This is a genomic window from Brevibacillus sp. MER 51 (assembly GCF_023714195.1).
Classification (GTDB): domain Bacteria; phylum Bacillota; class Bacilli; order Brevibacillales; family Brevibacillaceae; genus Brevibacillus.
This window is the reverse complement of the sequence record NZ_JAMAUS010000011.1, coordinates 40943-63748: the sequence shown is the minus strand read 5'-3', so window position 1 is coordinate 63748 and position 22806 is coordinate 40943. Positions and strand designations below refer to the sequence as shown.

22 protein-coding genes are annotated in these 22806 nt (G+C 49.5%); 21 read left to right on the top strand and 1 reads right to left on the bottom strand.

Features of this window, described 5'->3' with window-relative positions; translation table 11 throughout:
* Nucleotides 1–11 precede the first annotated feature (11 nt).
* The 13 genes from M3630_RS21810 (at nt 12) to M3630_RS21750 (ending at nt 13948) form a co-directional block, all read left to right on the top strand.
* The gene (locus M3630_RS21810) at nt 12–956 is read left to right on the top strand and encodes a phosphotransferase family protein (protein ID WP_251253492.1); all 945 of its coding nucleotides are present in this window, start codon (nt 12–14) and stop codon (nt 954–956) included.
* A 166-nt stretch (nt 957–1122) separates the two neighbouring features.
* Nucleotides 1123–2871, top strand: coding sequence for an ABC transporter substrate-binding protein (locus M3630_RS21805; protein ID WP_251253491.1), 1749 nt, complete (start codon nt 1123–1125; stop codon nt 2869–2871).
* Between the two features lie 86 nt (nt 2872–2957).
* Nucleotides 2958–3914, top strand: a complete 957-nt coding sequence (locus M3630_RS21800; protein ID WP_251253490.1) for an ABC transporter permease — start codon at nt 2958–2960, stop codon at nt 3912–3914.
* 11 nt (nt 3915–3925) lie between these two features.
* Entirely contained in the window at nt 3926–4852 is a 927-nt protein-coding gene (opp4C, locus tag M3630_RS21795; RefSeq protein ID WP_232774617.1) for an oligopeptide ABC transporter permease, read from the top strand.
* A gap of 304 nt (nt 4853–5156) precedes the next feature.
* A complete protein-coding gene (locus tag M3630_RS21790) occupies nt 5157–6143 on the top strand; it encodes an ABC transporter ATP-binding protein (RefSeq protein WP_221867972.1) in 987 nt (328 codons plus the stop codon).
* Nucleotides 6133–7098, top strand: a complete 966-nt coding sequence (locus tag M3630_RS21785; RefSeq protein WP_353057255.1) for an ABC transporter ATP-binding protein — start codon at nt 6133–6135, stop codon at nt 7096–7098. Before M3630_RS21790 ends, M3630_RS21785 begins: the two co-directional genes overlap by 11 nt.
* Before the next feature lie 336 nt (nt 7099–7434).
* A complete protein-coding gene (locus M3630_RS21780; RefSeq protein WP_251253488.1) occupies nt 7435–7629 on the top strand; it encodes a YezD family protein in 195 nt (64 codons plus the stop codon).
* A gap of 36 nt (nt 7630–7665) precedes the next feature.
* The gene (locus M3630_RS21775) at nt 7666–7947 is read left to right on the top strand and encodes a DUF2325 domain-containing protein (protein WP_237899129.1); all 282 of its coding nucleotides are present in this window, start codon (nt 7666–7668) and stop codon (nt 7945–7947) included.
* Between the two features lie 221 nt (nt 7948–8168).
* Nucleotides 8169–9812, top strand: a complete 1644-nt coding sequence (locus M3630_RS21770) for a peptide ABC transporter substrate-binding protein (protein ID WP_251253487.1) — start codon at nt 8169–8171, stop codon at nt 9810–9812.
* Nucleotides 9813–9881: 69 nt separating this feature from the next.
* On the top strand, nt 9882–10772 hold the full coding sequence (locus tag M3630_RS21765; RefSeq protein WP_251253486.1) for a serine hydrolase: 891 nt from the start codon (nt 9882–9884) through the stop codon (nt 10770–10772).
* 5 nt (nt 10773–10777) lie between these two features.
* Nucleotides 10778–12202 (top strand): serine hydrolase, encoded by a 1425-nt coding sequence (locus M3630_RS21760; RefSeq protein WP_251253485.1) that lies wholly within the window; start codon nt 10778–10780, stop codon nt 12200–12202.
* 135 nt (nt 12203–12337) lie between these two features.
* On the top strand, nt 12338–13057 hold the full coding sequence (locus M3630_RS21755) for a 3'-5' exonuclease (protein ID WP_173610190.1): 720 nt from the start codon (nt 12338–12340) through the stop codon (nt 13055–13057).
* A 27-nt stretch (nt 13058–13084) separates the two neighbouring features.
* On the top strand, nt 13085–13948 hold the full coding sequence (locus tag M3630_RS21750) for a GNAT family N-acetyltransferase (RefSeq protein ID WP_251253484.1): 864 nt from the start codon (nt 13085–13087) through the stop codon (nt 13946–13948).
* Between the two features lie 65 nt (nt 13949–14013).
* Here the strand turns inward: M3630_RS21750 and M3630_RS21745 are convergent, their stop codons facing one another.
* Entirely contained in the window at nt 14014–14982 is a 969-nt protein-coding gene (locus tag M3630_RS21745) for an MraY family glycosyltransferase (RefSeq protein ID WP_047074138.1), read from the bottom strand.
* Between the two features lie 186 nt (nt 14983–15168).
* Between M3630_RS21745 and M3630_RS21740 the strand changes: the two genes are divergently transcribed.
* The 8 genes from M3630_RS21740 (at nt 15169) to M3630_RS21705 (ending at nt 22786) form a co-directional block, all read left to right on the top strand.
* The gene (locus M3630_RS21740; protein ID WP_197238071.1) at nt 15169–15561 is read left to right on the top strand and encodes a hypothetical protein; all 393 of its coding nucleotides are present in this window, start codon (nt 15169–15171) and stop codon (nt 15559–15561) included.
* 91 nt (nt 15562–15652) lie between these two features.
* Nucleotides 15653–16189, top strand: a complete 537-nt coding sequence (locus M3630_RS21735) for a GNAT family N-acetyltransferase (protein WP_251253483.1) — start codon at nt 15653–15655, stop codon at nt 16187–16189.
* Between the two features lie 84 nt (nt 16190–16273).
* Complete coding sequence (locus M3630_RS21730) at nt 16274–18130, top strand: cache domain-containing sensor histidine kinase (protein ID WP_251253482.1); 1857 nt, start codon at nt 16274–16276, stop codon at nt 18128–18130.
* Complete coding sequence (locus M3630_RS21725; protein WP_173610194.1) at nt 18102–18860, top strand: response regulator transcription factor; 759 nt, start codon at nt 18102–18104, stop codon at nt 18858–18860. Before M3630_RS21730 ends, M3630_RS21725 begins: the two co-directional genes overlap by 29 nt.
* A gap of 91 nt (nt 18861–18951) precedes the next feature.
* Nucleotides 18952–20244 carry an ABC transporter substrate-binding protein gene (locus M3630_RS21720; RefSeq protein ID WP_221867979.1) on the top strand — a complete coding sequence of 431 codons (1293 nt, stop codon included), beginning with the start codon at nt 18952–18954 and terminating at the stop codon, nt 20242–20244.
* A gap of 58 nt (nt 20245–20302) precedes the next feature.
* The gene (locus M3630_RS21715) at nt 20303–20989 is read left to right on the top strand and encodes a hypothetical protein (RefSeq protein ID WP_251253481.1); all 687 of its coding nucleotides are present in this window, start codon (nt 20303–20305) and stop codon (nt 20987–20989) included.
* Between the two features lie 11 nt (nt 20990–21000).
* The gene (locus M3630_RS21710) at nt 21001–21939 is read left to right on the top strand and encodes a carbohydrate ABC transporter permease (protein WP_221867981.1); all 939 of its coding nucleotides are present in this window, start codon (nt 21001–21003) and stop codon (nt 21937–21939) included.
* On the top strand, nt 21929–22786 hold the full coding sequence (locus M3630_RS21705) for a carbohydrate ABC transporter permease (RefSeq protein ID WP_064203104.1): 858 nt from the start codon (nt 21929–21931) through the stop codon (nt 22784–22786). The genes M3630_RS21710 and M3630_RS21705 overlap by 11 nt, the downstream gene beginning before the upstream one ends.
* Nucleotides 22787–22806: the final 20 nt, after the last annotated feature.

The window sequence follows — 22806 nt, the reverse complement described above, 5'->3', positions numbered from 1 at the left end:
GGGGTAAAGCAATGGATGAGAAATGGACACGCCTGGTACATAACATGAACCCTTCAGCCAAGCTCCTTCGTGCATGGGAGCTAAAAGGGGGGATTTCTGCACAGGTCACCGCGCTTGAAATGGAGACCCCTGACGGCAAAAAGAAAAAAGTAGTCGTCCGCGAGCACGGTCAGGCTGACCGCAAGCGCAACCCGCAGATCGCATCGGATGAATTCAAACTTTTGCAAATTCTAAAGTCCGCTGGCTTGCCGACTCCAACGCCTTATCATCTCGAAGCATCTAGCGAGATTTTTCCCACACCGTGCCTGGTCATCGAATTCATAGAAGGCCAGACAGTCACCAATCCAGCCGACTTGTTCAGCTATTTACAGCAAGTAGCTGAGGTACTGGCTCGCATCCATTCGATAGAAGCTTCTAGGCTGGCAGGCACTTATTTGCCGAAACAAGAAGAAGCGCTAACAGAAAAGCTCCAAAAAAGACCGGCGATTCTGGACAAATCATTGGATGAGGGACTCATTCGCGAAGTGCTGGAGTCCGTTTGGCCGCTGCCCCAAGCGAATGCAGCATCGCTTTTGCATGGCGATTTCTGGCCGGGAAATACGATGTGGAAGGAAGAAAAGCTGGCTGCTGTCATCGATTGGGAAGACGCTGCGATCGGCGACCCCTTGTCTGATCTCGGCAATGCCAGACTGGAGATTTTGTGGGCATTTGGCGTGGAGGCTATGAATGATTTTACCCTTCACTATCAATCTGCCAGCAAGACACTCGATTACACCCAGCTTCCGTATTGGGATTTGTGTGCCGCACTACGGCCAGCTTCGAATCTATCTGATTGGGGATTGGAAAAAAGGATAGAGAAAACCATGCGTGAGCGACATGCTCTATTCGTGATGCAGGCGTGTGAAAAACTAGGCATTCCGTATAACCGACATGCAACTAACTTGAGCCTCGAATAATCGGGGCTTTTTTTGTTTGGAAAAAAATGTTGACTTGATCAGGTGTAGATACCTATAATCTAATTCATAGTAAACAGGTAAGAATTATAAGGTATCATTTTTGTATCCGACCGGACCACCGGAGGAGCTGGTTTCACTGAGTGAGTGGATATGAAGGAGGATCACCATGAAAAAAAGGCTTTCGCAAATCATTTCAACTTTGCTGCTAGGGACGCTACTGGTCACAGGTTGCAGTTCCGAGGGCAGTGCGCCGGCTACCTCGACACAAACGGCGACTCCGTCGACAGAAGCATCAGCACCTGCTGCCAGCAAGGTGCAAGACATAAAAGACGGCATCAATTTGGCTACGGATTTATCCAAGCTGCCGGAAGCAGCCGCCAAAAGGACCGATACCTTCATTGCTGGCCTGACGGAGCCAGGCGGCGTGTTTAACCCGTTTTTTTACCACAACGGCTACGATGGCAACGTCTCCTCAGCGATCTTCGAATCACTGGTGGATGTCGATGCGACCGGAAAGCCAATCCCCAAGCTCGCGGAAAAATGGGACGTATCCCCCGACCAGCTGACGTATACGTTCCACCTGAGACCGAATCTGAAATTCAGTGATGGTTCACCGCTGACGGCAGAGGATGTAGCCTTTACACTGACGATTCTGCACGACAAAACGTACGACGGCGAAACGGACATTTTTGTAGCAAGTATCAAGGGTGGACGTGAATACAAGGAAGGCAAAGCGAACACGATCACAGGAATCAAGGTGATTGATCCCCAGACGATCCAGATTACGACGGAGAAAGTGAACGCCAAGTCTCTCGTCCTGTTAGGCGGGCAGGTGCTCTCCAAGGCGTACTACGGCAAGGAGTACAAACCAGGCAATCTGGAGTATCTCCGCACCTTGCACGGCAAGCCATTGGGAGCTGGACCTTACAAATTTGAGGCGTACATTCCTGGTCAAGAAGTCCGCTATCTCGCAAACGAGCACTATTACGCGGGCAAGCCGCAAGTCGAGCATTTTATCTACAAGACGACAGAGGGCGACGCTCTGCAGTTTATCCAGACAGGGGAAATGGATTACAACTCCTTTACCGTCAACTCGGATAATATTGAGCAGTTGCAAGAGCTGGGATACGTGAATATCAATCTGTACACCTCCAGTGCCTATTCGTACATCAAGTTCAATCATTCCAAGCCATTTTTTAAAGACAAGCGCGTCCGCCAAGCCTTCATCTACGGACTGGATCGCCAAAAGATTCTGGACCTGACCTATCAAGGCTACGCACAAGTCGCCAACGTACCGATTAGCCCTGTTTCGTGGGCCTATACGGAGGATGTCAATCCGTACGCCTACAATCCGGAAAAGGCGAAACAGCTCCTGGATGAAGCGGGCTGGAAGCCGGGCGCGGACGGTATCCGCGAAAAAGACGGACAAAAGCTGATCGTGCATTACTACACGACAAAAGGAAAGCTGGGAGAAGTTCTGATCCCGATTGCCAAAGAAAACTACAAAGAGCTGGGCATCCAGTTTGAAGCAGAAATGATGGACTACAACGCCGTTTTGGCACGGACGGAAAAAGGCGATCACGACCTCGCTTCGTTCTCGACCACGATGCTGATCGATCCAGATGACGGTGTAGACGCCTTCTCCACGAAAAAGGGCAAGAGCGGATTTACCGGAACGAACGGCTACTCCAATGCCAAAGTAGACGAATTGCTGGAAGCAGGTCTATCTACGCTGGACATCGAGAAGCGCAAAGCAATCTACAAAGACCTGTACAAAGAGTTGAGCGATGACCCACCATACATCTTCCTCGGCTACCGCAAAATTTTGTCTGCGCACAACGGCAAGATCAAGGGCTTGGAACCGAATCCGTTCACCGGTATTTCGACCAGCCTGCCTGGTATCAGAATTGAGTAACAGGTTCGAGTAACTGATTTACGAATGTTGTGCCCGGCCCTGGGGCTGGGCTTTCTTTTTTCCCCAAGCATGAAAGGAGGCCAACGATGACGTCCTACTTCCTGAAAAGGGTCTTTTACATGGCTTTGACTCTCTTCGGCGCATCCATTTTGATTTTTTTCCTGTATGCCCTAACGCCAGGTGATTTCGTCGATACGAGTCCCAAGCTGACAGCCGAACGAAAGCTGGAGCTGAAAGCGATGTACGGGCTGGATAAGCCTGTCGTCGAACGGTATTTCATTTGGATGAAAAACGCCCTACAAGGCGATTTTGGTTACTCTCTGCAATACCAGCAGCCGGTGATGTCGCTGTTGAACGATTACATCTGGAATTCGTTTTTGCTGGCGATTACCTCCACTTTTTTTACGTGGGTAATCGCGATCTCAATCGGAGTTCTGTCAGCTGCAAGGCAGCATTCCTGGTTCGATGCGCTCGTGACGATCGGTGTTTTTGCTGCGATGTCGCTGCCTGTCTTTTTCGTTGGACTGCTGTTTATCAAGTTGTTTGCCGTCGACGCCAAGCTGTTTCCCGCAGGGGGCATGATGATGATCGGCAGCAAGGAAACAGGGCTCGCCTATGCGTGGGACGTGGTTCAGCATATGTTTTTGCCTGTGGCTGTTTTGACTTTGCTGAGCGTGGGGACGCTGACTCGCTATTTCCGCACGAATATGCTGGAGGTCATCCAACAAGACTTCGTGCGTACGGCTCGGGCAAAAGGGCTGAAAGAAAAAGTGGTCCTGCACAAGCACGCGCTGCGCAATGCGCTGCTGCCCGCCATTACACTGTTAGGCTTTGAGCTGCCAGCATTGTTCGGTGGGGCGATCATCACGGAAAAAATATTTAACTGGCCCGGTGTCGGACAGTTGTACATGCAGGCGTTTTCTGTACGGGACTACCCGCTTTTGATGGGCTTTACGATGTTCCTGGCGATTCTCACCGTCATCGGAAACTTATCTGCTGATTTGCTGTACAGAGTGGCTGACCCGCGGGTTCGGTTGAAATAGGAGGGAAAACGATGGCATCAACGGTAAGTGAAGTAGCGGAGGTGACGAGACCGGAGCAGGTAGCGTTGCGTTCGTCCTTGTGGCACGAGGCGTTTTTGCGATTGAAAAAGAAGCGTCTGGCCATGGTTGGACTTGTGTTTTTACTCGTCATGGCAGTGGTGTGTTTCATCGGTCCGTTTTTTTCTCCGTACGCCTCCGGCAAGATCAATACGGCCATGATCAACAAGCCGCCGAGCTTCGCCCATTGGCTTGGGACGGACAGTTTGGGCAGAGACATTTTGACGCGGCTGATGCAGGCTGGCCGAATCTCATTGACAGTCGGCATCGCCTCTATGGTGCTCTCGGTTTCCATTGGCGCCCTTCTTGGTGCGCTGGCTGGCTTTTACCGCGGGTGGGTCGATCAAGTAATCATGCGTGTAGCAGACGTGCTCATGACCATTCCTGGTCTGCCGCTCTTGTTTATTATGGGTGCAGTCCTCTCCGAGTGGAAAATCCCGACCGACTACCGCATTTACATCGTCATGGTCATGCTGAGTCTGATCGGCTGGCCCGGCTTGGCGCGAATGGTCCGCAGCCAGATGCTCACCCTGCGTGAAAGTGAATTCATGCAAGCAGCAGAAGTCCTCGGTCTGCGCGACAGACGCAAGCTATTCTTCCATTTGCTGCCCAATCTCACACCGCTCTTGATTGTCGTTGCCACTTTGAATGTCGGTGGTGCGATCCTGAGCGAATCCGTATTATCGTACTTCGGCCTCGGAGTCGTCCCGCCAACGCCGACATGGGGCAACATGATGGATGCGGCAAATACCTTGATCGATTTTCAGAAAAGACCGTGGCTGTGGGTTCCTCCTGGAATTGCTATTTTTGCTACTGTCATCTCGATTAATTTGCTAGGGGATGGACTGCGGGATGCTTTGGACCCGAAGCAGAAGCGTTGAGGGGTGTTTTTGTAAGATTTATAACTTTTTGAGCCTACTTTCAAGATAAAACTGAAGCAGCGTAGGGAGAAGTGATTTCCAGTCCAAGCGCCTCTGGAGCCCTCATCCTAGCTTCGGAAAAAATGGAGGGGAATTTCAGCTTTTATTACATACAAAAACGCCTGCGCGTTTTCAGGTTTGAAGCGCGTTCCGAAGCGGACAGTGAATCCCCATTGCAGGGCGTAGGCCGAAGCGTAGACTGGAAATCACTTCTCCCTCTCCACTACAGCTCCTTCAAATACACGAAAAGGCAGGTGAGCCAAGCATGAATGCTCTAGTCGAAATCCAAAATCTAAGCACCAACTTCAAGTCCGAACAAGGCGTGGTCAAAGCAGTCGATGCCCTCGATCTGCGCATCTATGAAGGAGAGACCGTATGCATCGTAGGCGAGTCAGGCTGCGGCAAAAGCGCGGCAGCCATGTCATTGATGGGACTAATCCCAGAGGCGGTAGGCAGTATCGTTTCGGGTGAGATATGGTTTGCAGGCCGTGACCTGCGAAAAGTCAGCAAAGAAGAAATGCGCAAGCTCCGCGGCAATGAGCTGGCCATGATTTTTCAGGAGCCGATGTCGTCACTCAATCCCGTACTGACCATCGGCGAGCAGATCATGGAGCCGATCATGGAGCATCAGGGATTAAGCAAAAAAGCAGCTCAAGCGCGAGCCATCGAGCTGATCGAGCTGGTCGGAATCCCCCGGGCAAAAGAAATCGCCAAATCGTACCCCCATGAATTGAGCGGTGGCATGCTGCAGCGCATTATGATTGCCATTGCAATATCCTGCAATCCCCGCCTGCTGATCGCCGATGAGCCGACGACTGCTTTGGATGTGACCATTCAGGCGCAAATCCTCGATCTGCTGCGCAAGATCAAGGATGAAGCCCAAACTGCGATTCTTTTTATCACGCACGATCTGGGTGTCGTAGCGGAAATGGCCGATCATGTGGTCGTGATGTATGCAGGGAAAGTGGTAGAGGTGTCTCCTGTCGTCGAGCTGTTCGAGGAGCCGAAGCACCCGTATACACAAGGCTTGCTTCGATCCAAGCCTGTGCTGAATCAACGCAGAGCCAAGCTGTATTCCATCCCTGGTCAAGTACCAAATCCGACGACGCTCGGTGAATCGTGCTATTTTCTTGACCGATGCGATCAATGCTTGAACATTTGCCGGGTGAAGCAGCCGCCTTTGCGTGATGGGGGAGACGGCAGAAAGGTCGCGTGCTGGCTGTATGAGGAGGAGATCACCTGTGGACAGTAATTTGCTGGAAGTGCGCCAATTGAAAAAATATTACCCGATTACCGGAGGGCTTTTAGGCAGGACGATCGGCCATGTGAAAGCGGTGGATGAAGTCAGCTTTTCCATCCAAAAAGGAGAGACGTTCGGATTGGTCGGTGAATCCGGCAGCGGGAAAAGCACGACAGGTCGCACGATCTTGCGCCTTTTGGAAAAAACAGAGGGAGAAGTCCGTTTCCAGGGTATCGATGTGCACGCCTTGAATCGCCAAGAGCTCCGAGCTTTGCGCCCCCGGATGCAATATATTTTTCAAGACCCGTACAGCTCATTGAATCCGCGCGTCCGAATCGGAGAAGCACTGGGTGAAGCGCTGCTTGATCACGGGCTGCTCCCACAAGCGGAGGTCAGAGAAAGAGTCTTAGAGGTCATGGCTTTATGTGGATTGGCATCGTATCATGTCGATCGGTATCCGCATGAATTCTCGGGTGGTCAACGTCAACGGATCGGTATCGCACGGGCCATTATGATGAACCCTGATTTTATCGTCGCGGATGAGCCAGTATCTGCTCTGGATGTGTCAATCCAAGCGCAAATTATCAATTTGTTCGCAGAGTTGCAGGAGCAAAGGAAGCTGACGTACTTATTTATTTCGCATGATTTGAGCGTCGTGGAGCATCTGTGCACGAGGATTGGGGTCATGTATCTGGGGTCATTGCTGGAGCTGGCACCTCGGGATGAATTGTTTTTGGAGCCGCTCCATCCGTACACCAAAGCATTGCTCTCCTCTGTGCCGCTTCCGATCCCAAAGAAAAAGCGCGAACGCATCGTCCTGCAAGGAGACATGCCAAGTCCAGCGAATCCTCCGGCAGGGTGCAAATTCCACACGCGCTGCCCGTATGTGAAAGACATTTGCCGACAGGAAGTGCCTGCTTTCCGCGAAGTCAGTACCGACAGATTTGTCGCCTGTCACTTGGTGTAACGGGAAACAATGGAGGGAATGAACAATTACGCGGGGCATTGACCGATGACAGAATTGTATGGTAATATTTTTGTATCAGAGTAAATGCATCGGTTTTTATATGATTAGCTGATCGGTCGACCGAAAGCTCCCGCGAGGACAAAGACAACCAAGCTGTCTAGTTGCGCAGGGAGCTTTTCGTCAATCGAAGGAAAATGAGGTGAGAGAAGCCTCTTGATGCCCAAACTGTTTGACATTGACAGCAATCGGGCTCAAGAGGTATTATCAGGTCACAAAACATACTAAATAGGTAGGAATAATATACATTAAATTTGATGAAACAGGAGTGTGATCCCCATGGCAAAGAATGAGATTCCCCTGGACGATCTCTTATTAGAGAAAATCGCACGCGCACTGGACGGTTTGGAATACGGCTCCATACATATTGTGGTTCACGATTCACAGGTCGTTCAGATTGAGCGAACGGAAAAATACAGACTCCCGGCGGAAAAACCTGAGGCAAAGATTTCGCAATCGCGCACCGGAAAATAGAAGAAAAGGCGTGGAAAAAAGCGAGGAGGAAGGACTATGGCAGGCGTTCTTGTGGTAGGAGGAGATCGGGTAGGAGAAATCGAGAGCTTGTTGCAGAACAAAGGGTTCCACAATGTCTATCACGTATCTGGTCGCAAAAAATCCGATGTGAAGGCGACGATTCCTTCTGATACGGAACTTGTTCTTGTCTTTATTAACTTCGTGAGTCACAGCTTGTGTAAAAATATAAAGAAGCTGGCGAAGCAAAAGCACGTCCCGATCGTTTTTTGCCGACGGTCATGTGATGCGGTAGCTATGTATGAACCAGCAATAAGCTAGAGAGGACAGCCCCATATGTGCGAATGAATAGAAGTATTCAAGGATGAATACTTCTTTTTTGCGTGACAGAGACTACTGGTAGAAACTTGTCGGACCGACCCGGGTAAATGTATTCAGCAGGGAATAAAATCAACTAAAGAACAACGGAAAATACGAATGGCATAAAATTTGCAGAATATTTATTCAATAATTAGATATCCGACTCAAACAGGGGGTACAGCATGAAAAGACCAGTTGTCATGACAAGTCTCTTCGTTTTGCTTAGTGGACTATTTGCAGGCTGTAGCAGCGGCAATACGCCGACTCAAACCGCACCAGACAACCAGCAGCAAACCGCGCCAGCGCAGCAGGCAACTATGCAGACTGCGGCCGAGCAGACGTTGCACATGAATGCCGCAGAGCCCGAAACACTTGATTCAGGCATGTCCAACGATGTGATTTCCGGTGCTTTCATCCGTTCGCTGTACGACGGGCTCGTTCGTTTGGACAAGGATGGCAAGCCAGTCAATTCCGTTGCCTCCGACATTCAAGTATCGGAGGACAAAAAGGTGTACACCTTTACATTACGCGACAGCAAGTGGAGCAATGGCGACCCGGTTACGGCTCAAGACTTCGCCTACGGCTGGATGCGTGTACTCAATCCGAAGACAGCCAGCGGGTCCGCCTACAAGTATTATCCGATCAAAAATGCCCGTGCCTTTTATGAAGGGAAGGCGAAAGCGGAGGATGTCGGCATCAAGGTCGTCAATGACAAGACCCTGCAAGTCACCTTGGAAAACCCGACTCCATACTTCCTGACACTTGCGACCTTCTACTATCCGGTCAACCAAAAGGTAGTAGAAGCCAATCCCGATTGGGCGAAAAAGCCCGAGTCCATCGTGACCAATGGGCCGTTCAAGCTCGTAAATTGGGAGCATAAAAACAAGATTGAGCTGGTCAAAAACGAGCACTATTGGGACAAAGACGTTGTGAAGTTTAACGAAATCGAGTTTTCCATGATAGAAGATACGAATACCGAGCTGGAGCTATTCAATAGCGGCGAGCTGGATTGGGCTGGCGGCCCGATTAGCGGTCTGCCTGCAGATGCCATTGGACCGTTACGTGATGAAGGCAAGCTGCAAACCATGAAACGTGCCACCAACTACTATCTCTTGTTCCAGACACAGAAGCCGCCATTTACGAATAGCAAAATCCGCAAAGCGTTTGCCTACGCGATCAACCGCAGTGACATCGCAGAAAACATCGGTCAAGCCGGACAGACTCCCTTGATGGGCTTCGTCCCGCTTTCCGCTTCTCTAAAGCCGGAAGGATATTTCAAGGATAACGATGTGGAGGCGGCGAAACAGTTATTGGCAGAAGGAATGAAGGAGCTTGGTATCACCAAGCTGCCCGAAATCACCTATCTTTACAATACCTCCGACCTCAACAAGAAGATTGCCGAAGCATTGCAGGCTCAATGGAAGCAAGCTCTCGGTGTGGACGTCAAGCTGATCAACAAAGAATTGAAGGTCATGTTTGACGATCAGGAGCAAGGGAAGTACATGATTTCCCGAACAGGCTGGACAGGAGATTACAACGACTCTGTCAACTTCCTGGAGCTGATGATGGAGAAGTACAGCTCCAATAACTCTACCTTCTGGTTTAGCGAGAAATACGTAGAGCTGGTGAAAAAGGCGTACGCCGAGCCGGACGAGGCCAAGCGCAATCAGTATCTGGTCGAAGCGGAGAGCATCTTGATGGAAGAAATGCCGGTCACTGGTGTGTATTCCAGCGTCAATTCATGGGTACAAAATGAAAAAGTAAAAGGCATCACGGTCGATCCATTGGGCTACATCGACTTCAAGTGGGGATACAAAGAACAATAGCGCTAAAAAGAAATGGCCGACACGAAAATACATGTGTGGGCCGTTTCGCGAGATGGGGGAGGAATTTTGATGACATGGCAACAAGCTGTAGAAAACGTATTGAAGGAAGCGCCCGGTATTTTTGGAATCGCAGCTGTGCATTTGGAAACAGGAGAGACAGCAGGACATCTGGAGGAAGAGTTGTTTCAACTGGCGAGTGCATTCAAAATCCCGATCATGGTCACCTTGATGCGCGAGGTGGAAGCAGGACGAATCCGCCTCGATCAGCGTGTGACACTGAAATGGGAGGATCGCGTGCCGGGGTCGGGCATTTTGCAAGAGCTGGATGCCGGAGCAGCTTTAACGGTCAAAGACTTGGCGACACTGATGACGATTGTCAGTGATAACTATGCGACAGACCAAATTCTCGAGCTGATCGGCGGAATCAACAAGGTGAATGAGCACATGCATGAGCTGGGGCTTTCGCAGATTCATTTGCGGCATAATTGCTGGGAGCTCCTCAACCACTGTGTGGGTATGAATGAGCCTGCACCATCGGAGGCAGGGTTCGATGAGTTCATGCGACGGGAAGAGTCAGGCAATTACGAATTGATCCACGATGTCTCGATGCCTACCCTTGATAATAACGTAGCGACACCTGCCGAGCTGAACCGCCTGCTCGTTATGATTGCGCGAAAACAAATTCTCACGGAGCCCTCCTGCGAGCTGATGCTGGACATCATGCGACGTCAGCATTACAACAGCCGTCTGCCGTACATGCTGCCAGAAGGAACAAAGGTCGCACATAAGACCGGGACCGTCAATGCTGTCGTCAATGATGCTGGCATCATTTATTTGCCCGAAGGAAAAGGAGTGATTGCGATCACGGCACTATCACGCGGTGTGACTGACAAAGAAGCCGCAGAGCATACTATCGCCCGTGTTGCAAAAGCGATTTATGAGCAAGCGATAGGGAGTTGATGAAAATGACGGCATGGAAGGAACAGTTCCAGGCGTATGCACAGCAGCTGCTGGACGAGGCGAATGCTCCGGGTGCAGCTATTGCTGTTGCACGTGAAGGTGAGCTTTTGTACGAGGGGACGTTCGGGTTTCGTGACAGAGAACAGCAACAGCCCCTTTCCCTCGACACCGTTTTTGGCATCGCATCCATCACCAAATCGTTTACCTGCGTTGCGATCATGCAGTTGCAGGAGGCAGGCAAGCTGTCTGTTCATGATCCCGTCGTGAAATATTTGCCTGAGTTTCGGGCGGGCGATCACGAACTGACAGCACGCATGACGATCCATCATTTCATGACACATACGCCCGGAATAGCGCCCATGCCTTACTTAGATGGTGCAATGAGGCGGAGTATGGAGAATGATCCTGCTGTCATTGGAACCAAGGCAGAGGAAGAACTAAAGACAGTGCCTTACCTGGATACGTACGAAGAAGTCATGGAAGCTATTGCTGGATTCGAAGGGAAGCCACTCTCAGAGCCAGGGGGTGCCTTTAGCTACAACAACGATGCATACGGGCTTTTGGGGGCGATCATTGAACGGGTCAGCAACCAGACGTATGAGCAATACATGGCGACGCATATTTTGCAGCCACTGGGTATGAATAGAACCGTTTTTTCTGTGGATGAGTTGGCTGACCAGGCTGACGTCACGATCTTGTATACCAACAAAAAAATTGATGACGAAAATCAAATCATTGCAGCACCCATCTGGCACGACGCTCCACCGATGCGGGCGGCCGGTTTCCTCAAATCGACTGTGAATGATCTACTCGCTTATTTGGAAGTCTTTCGTTTGGGGGCAACGGGAAACCCGACACCTATTATGTCTGCCGATAGCGTCCGGCAAATGCTCACCCCCTTTGCTCGTGTGGACGGGCATCGCTCCTACGGCTATGGTCTGATGGTCTCGCCTGCCTTTCCGGATGGCTTGCTGGTAGAGCATGGCGGATCGTTGAAGGGAATCAGCTCGCACATTTTTTCGGTTCCGGCTCAAGGGATTACGGGCGTGATTCTGGTCAATCTCGATGGCGTGAGCGTCCGAGAGTTGGTCCTCGGCTTTTTGAACAGTTATTTTGCAAGGCCCGCTGAAGCCCCGGTTTATGCCTATGATCCATACGAGGTCACAGATGAGCAGTTATCATTGTACGAGGGTCGCTACTCTTCGCAGGAATGGGTAAGCGCATCGATTGCCAAAAGCGAAGGGAAGCTATTCCTGGAGGTGGATGGTCTCTCGTTTCCGCTGATCCCGGTACAAAAAGACAGCTTCATTTTCCAAAAAAGAGACTCCATCCCCTGGATTGAATTTTTCCGGGATGAAGACGGACAAATAGCGAGGATGAGCTATGGATTGCGTCAATTGACGAGGGAATCGACAAAATCACCAGACTAAACCAATAAACAAGGATAGGAATCCGATGGGTTCTTATCCTTTTTCGTTTCAATCACAGCCGCTTTGGTCTTTGTTTTGCTTTCTATGCCCGATTCGAGCCATAATAGAGACAATACATACAGGATGTGATTACGCTTGCAGATCATTGTTTTTGACCTTGAAACGACACTGACATATCAGAGAGACAAGATTCCGGAAATTATTGAGATCGGAGCGGCAAAAGTCGTACCCGGAAAAAATGGCGTGGAGGTCGACACATTTCAGCGCTATACCTTTCCAGCTATTGAACGCAGAATCTCGGAGAGAACGCGCAAGTTCATCGGTCTCGATAAAGAGAACATGCCAACCTTTATCCCGTTTCGCCGGGCGTTCGCAGAATTTATGAAGTGGATCGGCAACGATTCTGAATACTACCTGTGCACATGGGGGCAAGACGACAAGCGGCTGATGATCGAGCATTGTGCGCGGTTCGGTTTGGACTTCAACTGGATGCGCAATTACAATGACATCCAACCGCCAATTAGCATGCTTTTGGCTGATCGCAAACAGATGAGTCTGAAAGAAGCGATCGACACGGCAGGAATCATCCAGGAGGGCAGGCTGCACTCGGCCTTGGTCGATGCCATCCACACAGCTCATTTGCTCATGAAATACAACAAGACGGTGCACCTCAAAGAAAACACGCCAGTGGAGAACTACAACTTGTCGAGCTCGTTGTACATTACGTGCCGGTCTTGCAAAAAAAGCAAATACTACACGGCTTTTGGGCGAAAAAGCAGAAGGTGCGAGGCTTGCCTGCAACATCGCAAGAAGCTGGAAAATGCCGCAGAAGCAGCAACCGTCCAACAGAGCTAGCGGGAGAGGGAGCGGAGGAGTACGTAGATGATACGACAAGCACAATCCAATGACAAAGAGACAATCGTGACGATGATTGGCGAGGGCATGTTTTGGAGGGTCGAAGAAATTGTTGATATCGTGGAAAAAGCAACGGTTTTCATCTGGGAGGAAAACGATCAAATCATCGGCTGTGGCACATATGATTTGAACTCCTCTGGAGAAGACGAGACAGCAGAAATATACGTCTATACACGACCAGACCATCGAAAGCGAGGAATCGGCTCCCGGCTGTTCGATCAGCTGTGGCTGGAACTGCAACAGCACGCGGAGAAGCCGAGGGCAGTCATGGCTACCTATCGGGCTGACCACGGGCAAGGTGCTGATTTTTTTGCCAAGAGAGGCTTTGCTTCTATCTGGGGACATCATCTCATGAAATACACGGGAGAGATTGGACCTGCACCGACACTCGACGTACGAAAATTCACCGAGTCCGATATGGATATGTACATCCAATCGCAGAGTGACGCTTACTATGAGGTACGCAAAGGCATCGATCTTCAGCCATACCGTTTGGCGGATTATCCTGAGAAAACGATGAACGCATGGAAAAGCTGGCTGCTGGGTGAGATGAGGGAGGACATTTATTTGTTCGAGCATGAGGGAGTATTCGTAGGCTCCCTGATCATCACAGGACATGGTGCAGTCTACGATGTATTCGTAGATCCCGTGCATCAAGGGAAAGGCTACGGCAAAGAGCTTGTCCGCTTTTTTGTGAACCAGACGCTGGAAAAGGGCTTGCAGCCGTATCTCGTCACAGGTACTCACAACGAACCCGCGATTGCGTTGTACGAACGGACAGGCTTCCAGACGTTTCAGACGACCACGACAGCGAAGAGAGACCTCACATGATCACTCATAAAAAAATGCCGCAGGGACTAGACCCAAGCGGCATTTTTCATTGTGATCGATAATAACTATACTCCGAGCAGGAGCAGGATAATAGACGTCAGACTAAAGCAAACACTGATCAAGCACAGGAAGGTGACGACCTGCTTCGGATTGAGTCCAGAACGCAGCAGGCGATAATGAACCTGACTGGCATCTGCTTGGTAGATCGGCTTTCCTTGCAGGAAGCGTTTGGTCACCACAAACAGATTATCAAAAATCGGCACACCGAGTGCTAAAATCGGAATGAACAAGGAGAGAACCGTTGCCTGTTTAAAGGCACCATCCAACGCGATAACGGCCAAGATAAAGCCGAGGAAGGTCGCGCCTGCATCTCCCATGAAAATTTTTGCCGGCGGTTTGTTGTACCGCAGATAAGCCAAGGCAACACCGATCAGACTGATCGCCATAATCGCAGATGTGCTTTGTCCTTTTACCAAAGCGACTACGAAGAGTGTGCCTGCGGAGATCGCAGAAAGTCCTCCAGCCAAACCGTCCATGCCATCCGAAAAGTTGATGACCGTCGTTACTCCGAAAATCCACAAGATGGTCAGGATGAACTGCAACCATTGCGGGAGCAAGATGTATTCGCCACTCAATGGATTGTAAAAGCCGGAAAAAGTAATACCCGACAGATAGACAATGACGGCGGCAGATACTTGGACGATCAGCTTGGGCAGGGCGGAAAAATCCTTGCCTTGCGTCTTGTACCAGTCATCAATGGTACCGATAATCAACAGCAGTAGTGAACCTGAAAGTACTGCGATCGTTTGCCCGGTCGATTCTTTCGAGAAGAGCAAAAACGATGCAGCAAAGCCGACAAAAATAGCGTAGCTGGCTGTCAATGGGATAGGCTCCCGGTGAATTTTTCTTTCCACGTCTTTACGTGGCTTGTCCACAAAATCAAGGCGAAATGCCAATTTAGCCAGAGGCGGAATCAGCACCATAACGATACAAAACGACAGTAAAAACGAAAGAGCGTACGTTATCGTGACCATCTCCTACAGGTAGTGAGCTTTCTATATGCAAAGATACTCGCATACCGTGTTGTTTGACAAGTCTATTATAGGAAGTATTCCAAATTTTGTCGACTCTTGCAATCACGTGAGGGTGAGGTACCAAAAAAAGTTGGTACTTATCTCCAACAGATCCGATCCCTATAATCCTTCGTAGGAGGGATCCAGATGGAATACATGGCATTATGGTTTATATTAGGGATCATCTTTTCCATAACACTCGCAGCGAAACAGATTAAGCCTTGGCTGAAATTCGTTATATTCGGTTACTACCTCGTGCTATCTTACCTATTTATCTCTCGTAAAGAACAGATATATAGTGAATATCATCGGCTGCCCGTGCCGGAGCAGTTCTGGAAAACCAACTCGGATTGGGTGGGACTCATGCTCGGTTTTTATTTTGTCCCATTTCTCCTCATCCTGTTGTTCATCTACTTTTGGCTGTTTCGAGATGCCAACAGTGTGAAGAAACGGTTTTTCATTTCTCTAACCATTGTACCCGCGGCGATTATCTATCTATGCTTGCTGTTTGTTTTCAGTATGTACGGATATCGACCTTAAAAACCTAGAATGCAGTTACAAGCGGACGGTTAACAGGCGTCCGTTTTTCTGTTTAAATAGTATGAAAAGTTTCCAATGCGAGGAGGTTTTTATGAAGGAATCCAAATTGAAGTCTGGGCAAAATGTCATCATTCGATCAGCGGAGCTGGCAGATGCTGAAGCCTTGGTTGCGTTCATACATTGCGTATCAGGAGAGACGGATAATTTGTCATTTGGACCGCAAGAATGGACAGTCACCCCTGATGAGCAAAAAGAAAACATCCAAAGATGTCTGGAAGCTCATAATCAACTTTGCTTGATTGCAGAGGTTGACGGGAGAATTGTAGGGAACATGACTTTTCGAGGGGGCATCCGATCGCGGACGCAGCATGTAGGTGAATTTGGGATTAGCGTCTTGAAAGAATTTTGGGGATCAGGGGTTGGGAGACTTCTACTCGAATCCTTGCTGGAATGGGCCAAGCAATCAAAAGTCATACGAAAAATCAATCTGAAAGTCCGTTCAGACAACGATTCTGCTATTCATTTGTACAAAAAGCTGGGCTTCAAGGAAATGGGTACGTTGACGAGAGAATTTTTGATTGGGGATACATTCTACGATTGTCTCTACATGGGCATCGAAATAGACTGAGGGACAGACCGTCAGGATTTTGGACCTGACGGATTTTTTGATGAGTAAAATACTGATTATTCAAACAAGTGGAAAGGGGCCATCATGAAAAGGAAAGTCTCGACGCTTTTTTTAAACGGAACACTGCGTGCGAAGATTCTCACACTTTTTCTCTGCTTGATCGCAATCCCGTTGAGCTTGCAAGGGGTCATCACGTACAGCAAGTTTACGGCTTCAACGGAATTGAGAACGGCTGAATACACGGGGCAGATTGTGGGGCAGATCAACCGCAACCTGGAGCGCAATATACGGGAGATGAAGCGTTTATCACTCATGCCGCTCTACGATCCGGAAGTCCTGTCCATTTTAAAAGAAATTCAGACAAATACGTCGGCTACTTCTTTTCTCTCCATGGAAAAAAGGGAGAAGATGACGCTGTTTATCTCCAGTCTTTCCTATAGCCGACCGGAAGTAAAAGGTATTCAAATCATCGCGGGAAATGGCATGATTTTTTCCAATCTGGACCCCTCTGTCATGAAGAGCAAGGGAGATTTGGCAGAAGAGGGATGGTATTCGCGCGTGATCAAGGAACAGGGAGCAGCCGTCATTATTCCACAGCATCGACCCAGCTATTATTTGGATGCCTCTGGGGAGCGCTATATGTCAGTGGCTCGGTTATTGCGTGAGCCGTATACGAAAGTGCCGCTTGGAATCATGAAAATCGATATGAAAATGGACATGTTTGACCAGATCTTGTCTGATATGCCTTTTACCAAGGATGGGAGCTTGATCATCGTCAACGAGGGAAACGAGCTGTTTTATGAAAAGAGGGAGAGCGAAGGCTCGCCGGGTTATCGTACTTTGCTGCAAGAAACCCCTGCGATCAATCGTGGGGATGCGAATCAGAAGGTGATTCAGGGACAGCCATATCTCTTCGTGGATCATCAATCAAACGAGACGGGGCTTGTGGTGATTAGTCTGATTTCGCTCGATATCCTGCTCGCAGAATCCAATAGCTTGCGCAGTTTTACGATGTTGATTGCGGCGATGTTTTTGCTCGTCGCTGGCGGACTTGCGATTTATTTTTCCTATTCACTCAGCAAGCCGCTCGTTCAGTTGAAAGAGAAAATGATGCAAGTAAAGCGGGGAAACTTCCATGAACGAGTTCCTGTCGATTCCCAAGACGAGCTCGGGAAGCTGAGCGAGCAATTTAATCAGATGGTCGAGGAAATCAACCGCCTTGTCAATGAGGTGTATCTTAGCAGCTTGCGTGAGCGGGAGGCGGAGCTGGCGGCCTTGCAGAGTCAGATCAATCCGCATTTTATTTACAACACACTCGAATCGATCAATATGATGGCGATCCGCTCGGGTAATTACGATGTGTCCGATATGGTTGCTTCGCTCGGAAAACTCATGCGCTATACGGTCGCGCGAGAGGATGGGCAGGTTACGCTGACGAAAGAACTGATGTCGTTAGAATCCTACGTCCGTATTCAAAAGATTCGTCTGGGAGAGCGCCTTCAGGTGTTTATGGACGTAGAAGAGAGCCTGTCGGATCAGCGTATCCCGAAGCTGCTGCTACAGCCATTGCTTGAAAATGCGATTGCACACGGGATTGAGCATCAGGAACAGGGAGGGACGATATGGCTCACGGCGCTTTGTCAGGAGGGTGTGATGCAGATTAGTGTGAGAGACAATGGCAAGGGAATGTCCGAGCAAACTTTGAGTCGTCTGCTCGCAAGTCTGCGTACGCCTATGCAGCAGCATGAGATGACAGGAAACGCACACAATGGGACAGCCCTGCGAAACATTTCCCAGCGGCTGACCTTATTGTTCGGGGATGAGTATGGGCTAACGATTGTGAGCAGACCGGATCAGGGCACGGAAATTACGATGAAGATTCCACTCGATTTTCAGAAGGGAGAATCACGCCATGTACAAAGTATTGCTGGTGGAAGATGAACGAATGATTCGGGAAGGCTTGAGAACGTTAATTGAAAAAGGAACATCTGGTTTTGCCGTCATGGCAGAAGCGGAAAATGGAAAGGACGCCTTGCAATATCTGCGCACGGAAATGCCTGATTTGGTTGTGACAGATATCCGCATGCGGGAAGTGGATGGCTTGGCGCTGATCGGGAAAATTCGGGAGATGTACGAGGAGCTGCCCATTGTGATTATTAGTGGCTATGGTGATTTTCACTACGCACAGAAAGCATTGAAGTACAAAGTCTCCGACTACCTTTTGAAGCCTATTGATCGAGTAGAACTGGTGAGCACGCTCGCAAAAATCAGGGAGGTGCTGGATCGCAAAAAGAAAGTCCGGGAAGAACAAAACACCGTCGACGGCAGCCATAGAGAAGAAAGACAAATCATTCGCAAGGTAAAAGCATTCATTCACGATCATTTGGACGGCGATCTGAGACTCCAGACACTAGCGGAATGTGTTCATTTGAATCCGATTTATTTGAGTCAATTGTTCAAGACCGAGACGGGGGAAAATGTCTCTGACTACATCACGCAGGTGAGGATGAACCGTGCCAAGCAGCTGTTACACGAGACGAGCCTGAAGGTATATGATATCGCGCGCTTAGTGGGGTATCAGAGCGCGAAGCATTTCATGCTGGTATTTAAAAAGGAAGTCGGGATGACACCTGGGAGCTACCGAGATCTCGTCGGCAGTAAAGATCTTTAAATCTCATACCAAATCTAAATCACGCGTGATTTATCTTACTATTCACTCAATTTTATACTGGTGACAGGAAAAACAGATAAGGAGGTACGCCATGAAAAAGGCAATCCTGTTAGCATTGTCTACTGCTTTGACAGCGTTTACATTTGGGTGCAGCAACACCGCGACGACTCCCGGTGACTCCGCAACGGGCAAGAAAGAAGCAGTCGAGCTTACGTTTTTGACATGGGGCAACCAAGCACACTTGGACCTGTATACGAAGCTCTCTGAAAAATTTACGCAACAAAACCCGACCATCAAGGTGAAGCTGGAATCTGTGCCATTCCCCGATTACCAGCAAAAGGTGACGGTGCTGGCTGCTGGTCAGGAGCTGCCTGACATCGGTTGGGTGTCTGAGCGAATGGTGCCGCAGTTTATGGAGAATGGGATATTGGAAGATGTCTCGGATGTAAAGAACGACGCTGCATTTAAGCTGGATGACTTTATCCCGTCGACGCTTGAGCTGTTCCAAAAAGACGACAAATTGTACGGACTGCCGTTTTCTACCCCACCTACCGTGATGTTCTACAACAAAGACTTGTTTGACAAGGCTGGCTTGAAATCGCCGAACGACCTAGCGAAGGAAGGAAAATGGACGTGGGAGGAATTCGAAAAGTCAGCGCAGGCGATCTCGAGCGGAACCGGGGCGAGCAAAATCTACGGGGCTAACTTCTTCCGCGATTGGAAAACGTGGATCATCCTGTCTTCCTATTCATGGTCAAATGGCAGCGGCCCGTTCAACAAAGAGATGAATCAGTTTACGTGGAATGACCAATACGGAGTGGAGACACTCAGCATGCTCCAACGGATGATGTTTACAGATGGGTCACATCCGAAGGCAGGTGAACAGGTCAGCTTTGAATCAGGCAAAATTGGCATGTTCTTTGATGTGTACAGCTACGTTTCGAAGGCGCGGACGATCAAGGATTTCAAGTGGGACATTGCTCCGATGCCAGCGGGTTCACAAGGCTCGGCACCGATGCTCGGTCAGGCAGGGTATTCGATTTTCAAAGGAACCAAGCATTTGGAGGAGACCAAGCTGTTCCTCAAGTTCCTCGCGAGTGAGCAGGGTGTCCAGGAGACCTCGACTTACTTTGTCCCGCCGCGCTTGTCTGTGTTGAATTCCGATCCGTTTTTGAATGTTCCAGGCAACCCTGACCCTGCACACATCAAGCAGGCCGTTATCGATGAAATGCCTAAGGCACATCTGCAACCAGGTCATGTGGACTGGCAAAAAATCGACACGACGATCCTGGCTGGTTTTGATCAATTATTCGGGCAAACGGCACAGCCTGCGGATATTGTGAAGTCGCTGGAAGAGAAAGTTAATCCGATCATGAAAAAGTAAGCAAGCTCGTCACAACGGTCTGGGATACAGGCCGTTGTGAATTGAGAGGGAGGTTACGATGAATCGTTTTCGACAGGCACTGGAAGAGAAGCCGTTTCTGCTCATGGTCAGTCTCCCGCATAACGATGAGACCTTGGCCAGAGCTGCGATAGAGGAAGGCGCTGATGGCTTGAAGATGCATATCAATGTGTACCATCGTGCCAGTGGCAACCGGTTCGGGCCTCTGGCTGAATATACGGATTTTCTCCAAACGATACGCAGCCAGTTCGCAGGGCCGATTGGCATTGTTCCTGGCGGGTCAATGGAGGAGCTCAATCCCGAGGAAATCAGGCAGTTCGATTCACTGGGAATCGACTTCATCTCCATCTATGGTCATCATTTGCCAGCGTCCCTTTTGAAAATAGAAGGAGTGGCGAGTACGTTTGCCATTGATGATCAGTTCGATTTGAACCGATTGGAAGCCGTGAAGCATTTTTCCATGACCGCATTAGAGGCGTCGATTATTCCGGGGAACGAGTATGGTACGGGGCTTACGTTTGCCGATCTACTCGCCTATCGGTATATCGTAGAGAAGGCAGGCATCCCCATCATCGTCCCGACACAGCGAAAAATTGTGGCGGAGGATGTGGAAGCTCTACGTGAAACGGGGGTTCGCGTCCTGTTAGCTGGAGCGATGGCGATCGGGAGAACCGAGGATGAAATACGCCGTTCCATCCATGCATTGCGGAATGCGATAGACAACTAAGGAGGGATCGTATGGAGAGCAAGTTGAATGTCCCGCTCTCTCCTGACAAGAGAACACGTGGAACAAGAAAAAAATCCTTCAACCGAGAAGCGAATCTGGCAGGATGGCTGTTTGTCAGCCCAATGGTTATCGGGTTTGTGGTGCTGTTGTTAGGCCCGCTTTTACTCGCGCTGTACATGAGCTTTACGGATTGGCCATTACTGGGGGAAGCCGAATTTATTGGGTTGGAAAATTACAGAGCGATTTTTCAAGATGCCGAATTTTGGACGGTCGTGGGCAATACATTTGCGTTCTCGGCTGGACTGGTCCCCTTAAACATCGTGTTGGCGTTGGGGTTGGCCTTACTGCTCGTGCGCAAGCTGCCGGGGATCGGGATATTCCGCACAGCGATTTTTGTGCCAGTCATGACATCGCTGATCGTCTGGGCAATTGTGTGGAAGTATTTGTTTGCGACAGACACGGGGTTTATCAATCAGATCTTGCAGATGTTTGGGATTACAGGCCCTTCATGGCTGTACAATCCAAAGCTGGCGATGCCGGTGGTGATCGTGACGAGTGTCCTGAAAAATGTGGGCTTGAACATGGTTCTGTTCATCGCTGCCTTGCAGCAGGTGCCTGTTCACTTATACGAGGCGGCCCGCATTGATGGAGCCAGTCGGACGCGTCAATTGTTTCAGATTACGATCCCGATGATCAGTCCGACGGTGTTTTTAACCACGTTGTTGACGATCATCGGCTCGCTCAAGGTGTTTGGGCAGATTTACGTCATGACCCAAGGGGGGCCTGATAACAGTACAAAGGTTCTTGTCTATTACATATGGGAGCGTGCCTTCAAAAACTTTGAATTCGGCTATGCGTCTGCACTTGCCTTTGTGCTGTTCTTTATCATTTTAGTATTTACGCTCTTGCAGTGGCAGTTTAGAAAAAGGTGGGTGTTCCATGAAGAGTAATCGCCACGGATTACAAGCGGGCAAGTTATTGGGGATTGGCGGTCACTATGTCGCGTTAGGAGCGATCTCCCTACTGATGCTGGTGCCTTTTTTGTGGATGCTTTCTACATCATTAAAAGAGCCGGCCAAAATATTCGTCTTTCCGCCAGAGTTTATCCCTTCGTCGATTCGCTTGGAGAATTACACAGAGGTTTTGGCGAATACGCCGTTTCATCTGTTCTATTGGAACAGCCTGTACATTGCGATTCTGGTCACGGTTGGAACGGTTTTATTTTCATCGATTGCAGGCTATGCGTTTGCCAGAATCCCGTTTCGGGGACGTAATATCGTCTTTCTGGTGCTGCTGTCGACAATGATGATCCCGCATGAAGTGACGTCGATTCCAATGTTTTTGTTCATGCGCATGCTTGGATTTATCAATACGCATGTACCGCTAATTGTCCTTCCCATTTTCGGGGCAGGCGGAATTTTTGGCGTGTTCGTCATGCGCCAGTTTTTCCTCGGGATTCCAAAGGAACTGGAGGAGGCGGCGATGATTGATGGCTGCTCGCGTTGGCGGATTTATTGGAGCATCATGCTGCCACTGGCGAAGCCAGCCATCGCAACGCTGACGATTTTTACGTTTTTGACGAGCTGGAACGAGTTTTATGATCCGCTCATTTTCATCAACGACAGAGAGCTGATGACGCTGCCGCTCGCTTTGTCCTTGTTTACCGATGAAGTAGGGACAGCATGGCATCATTTGATGAGTGCATCCGTCATGGCAACCTTGCCGCTTTTGATTGTGTTCTTTTTCGCCCAAAAGCAGTTTATCGAGGGCGTATCGATGACGGGCCTCAAAGACTAGAGGAAGCATGGATGGGAAGG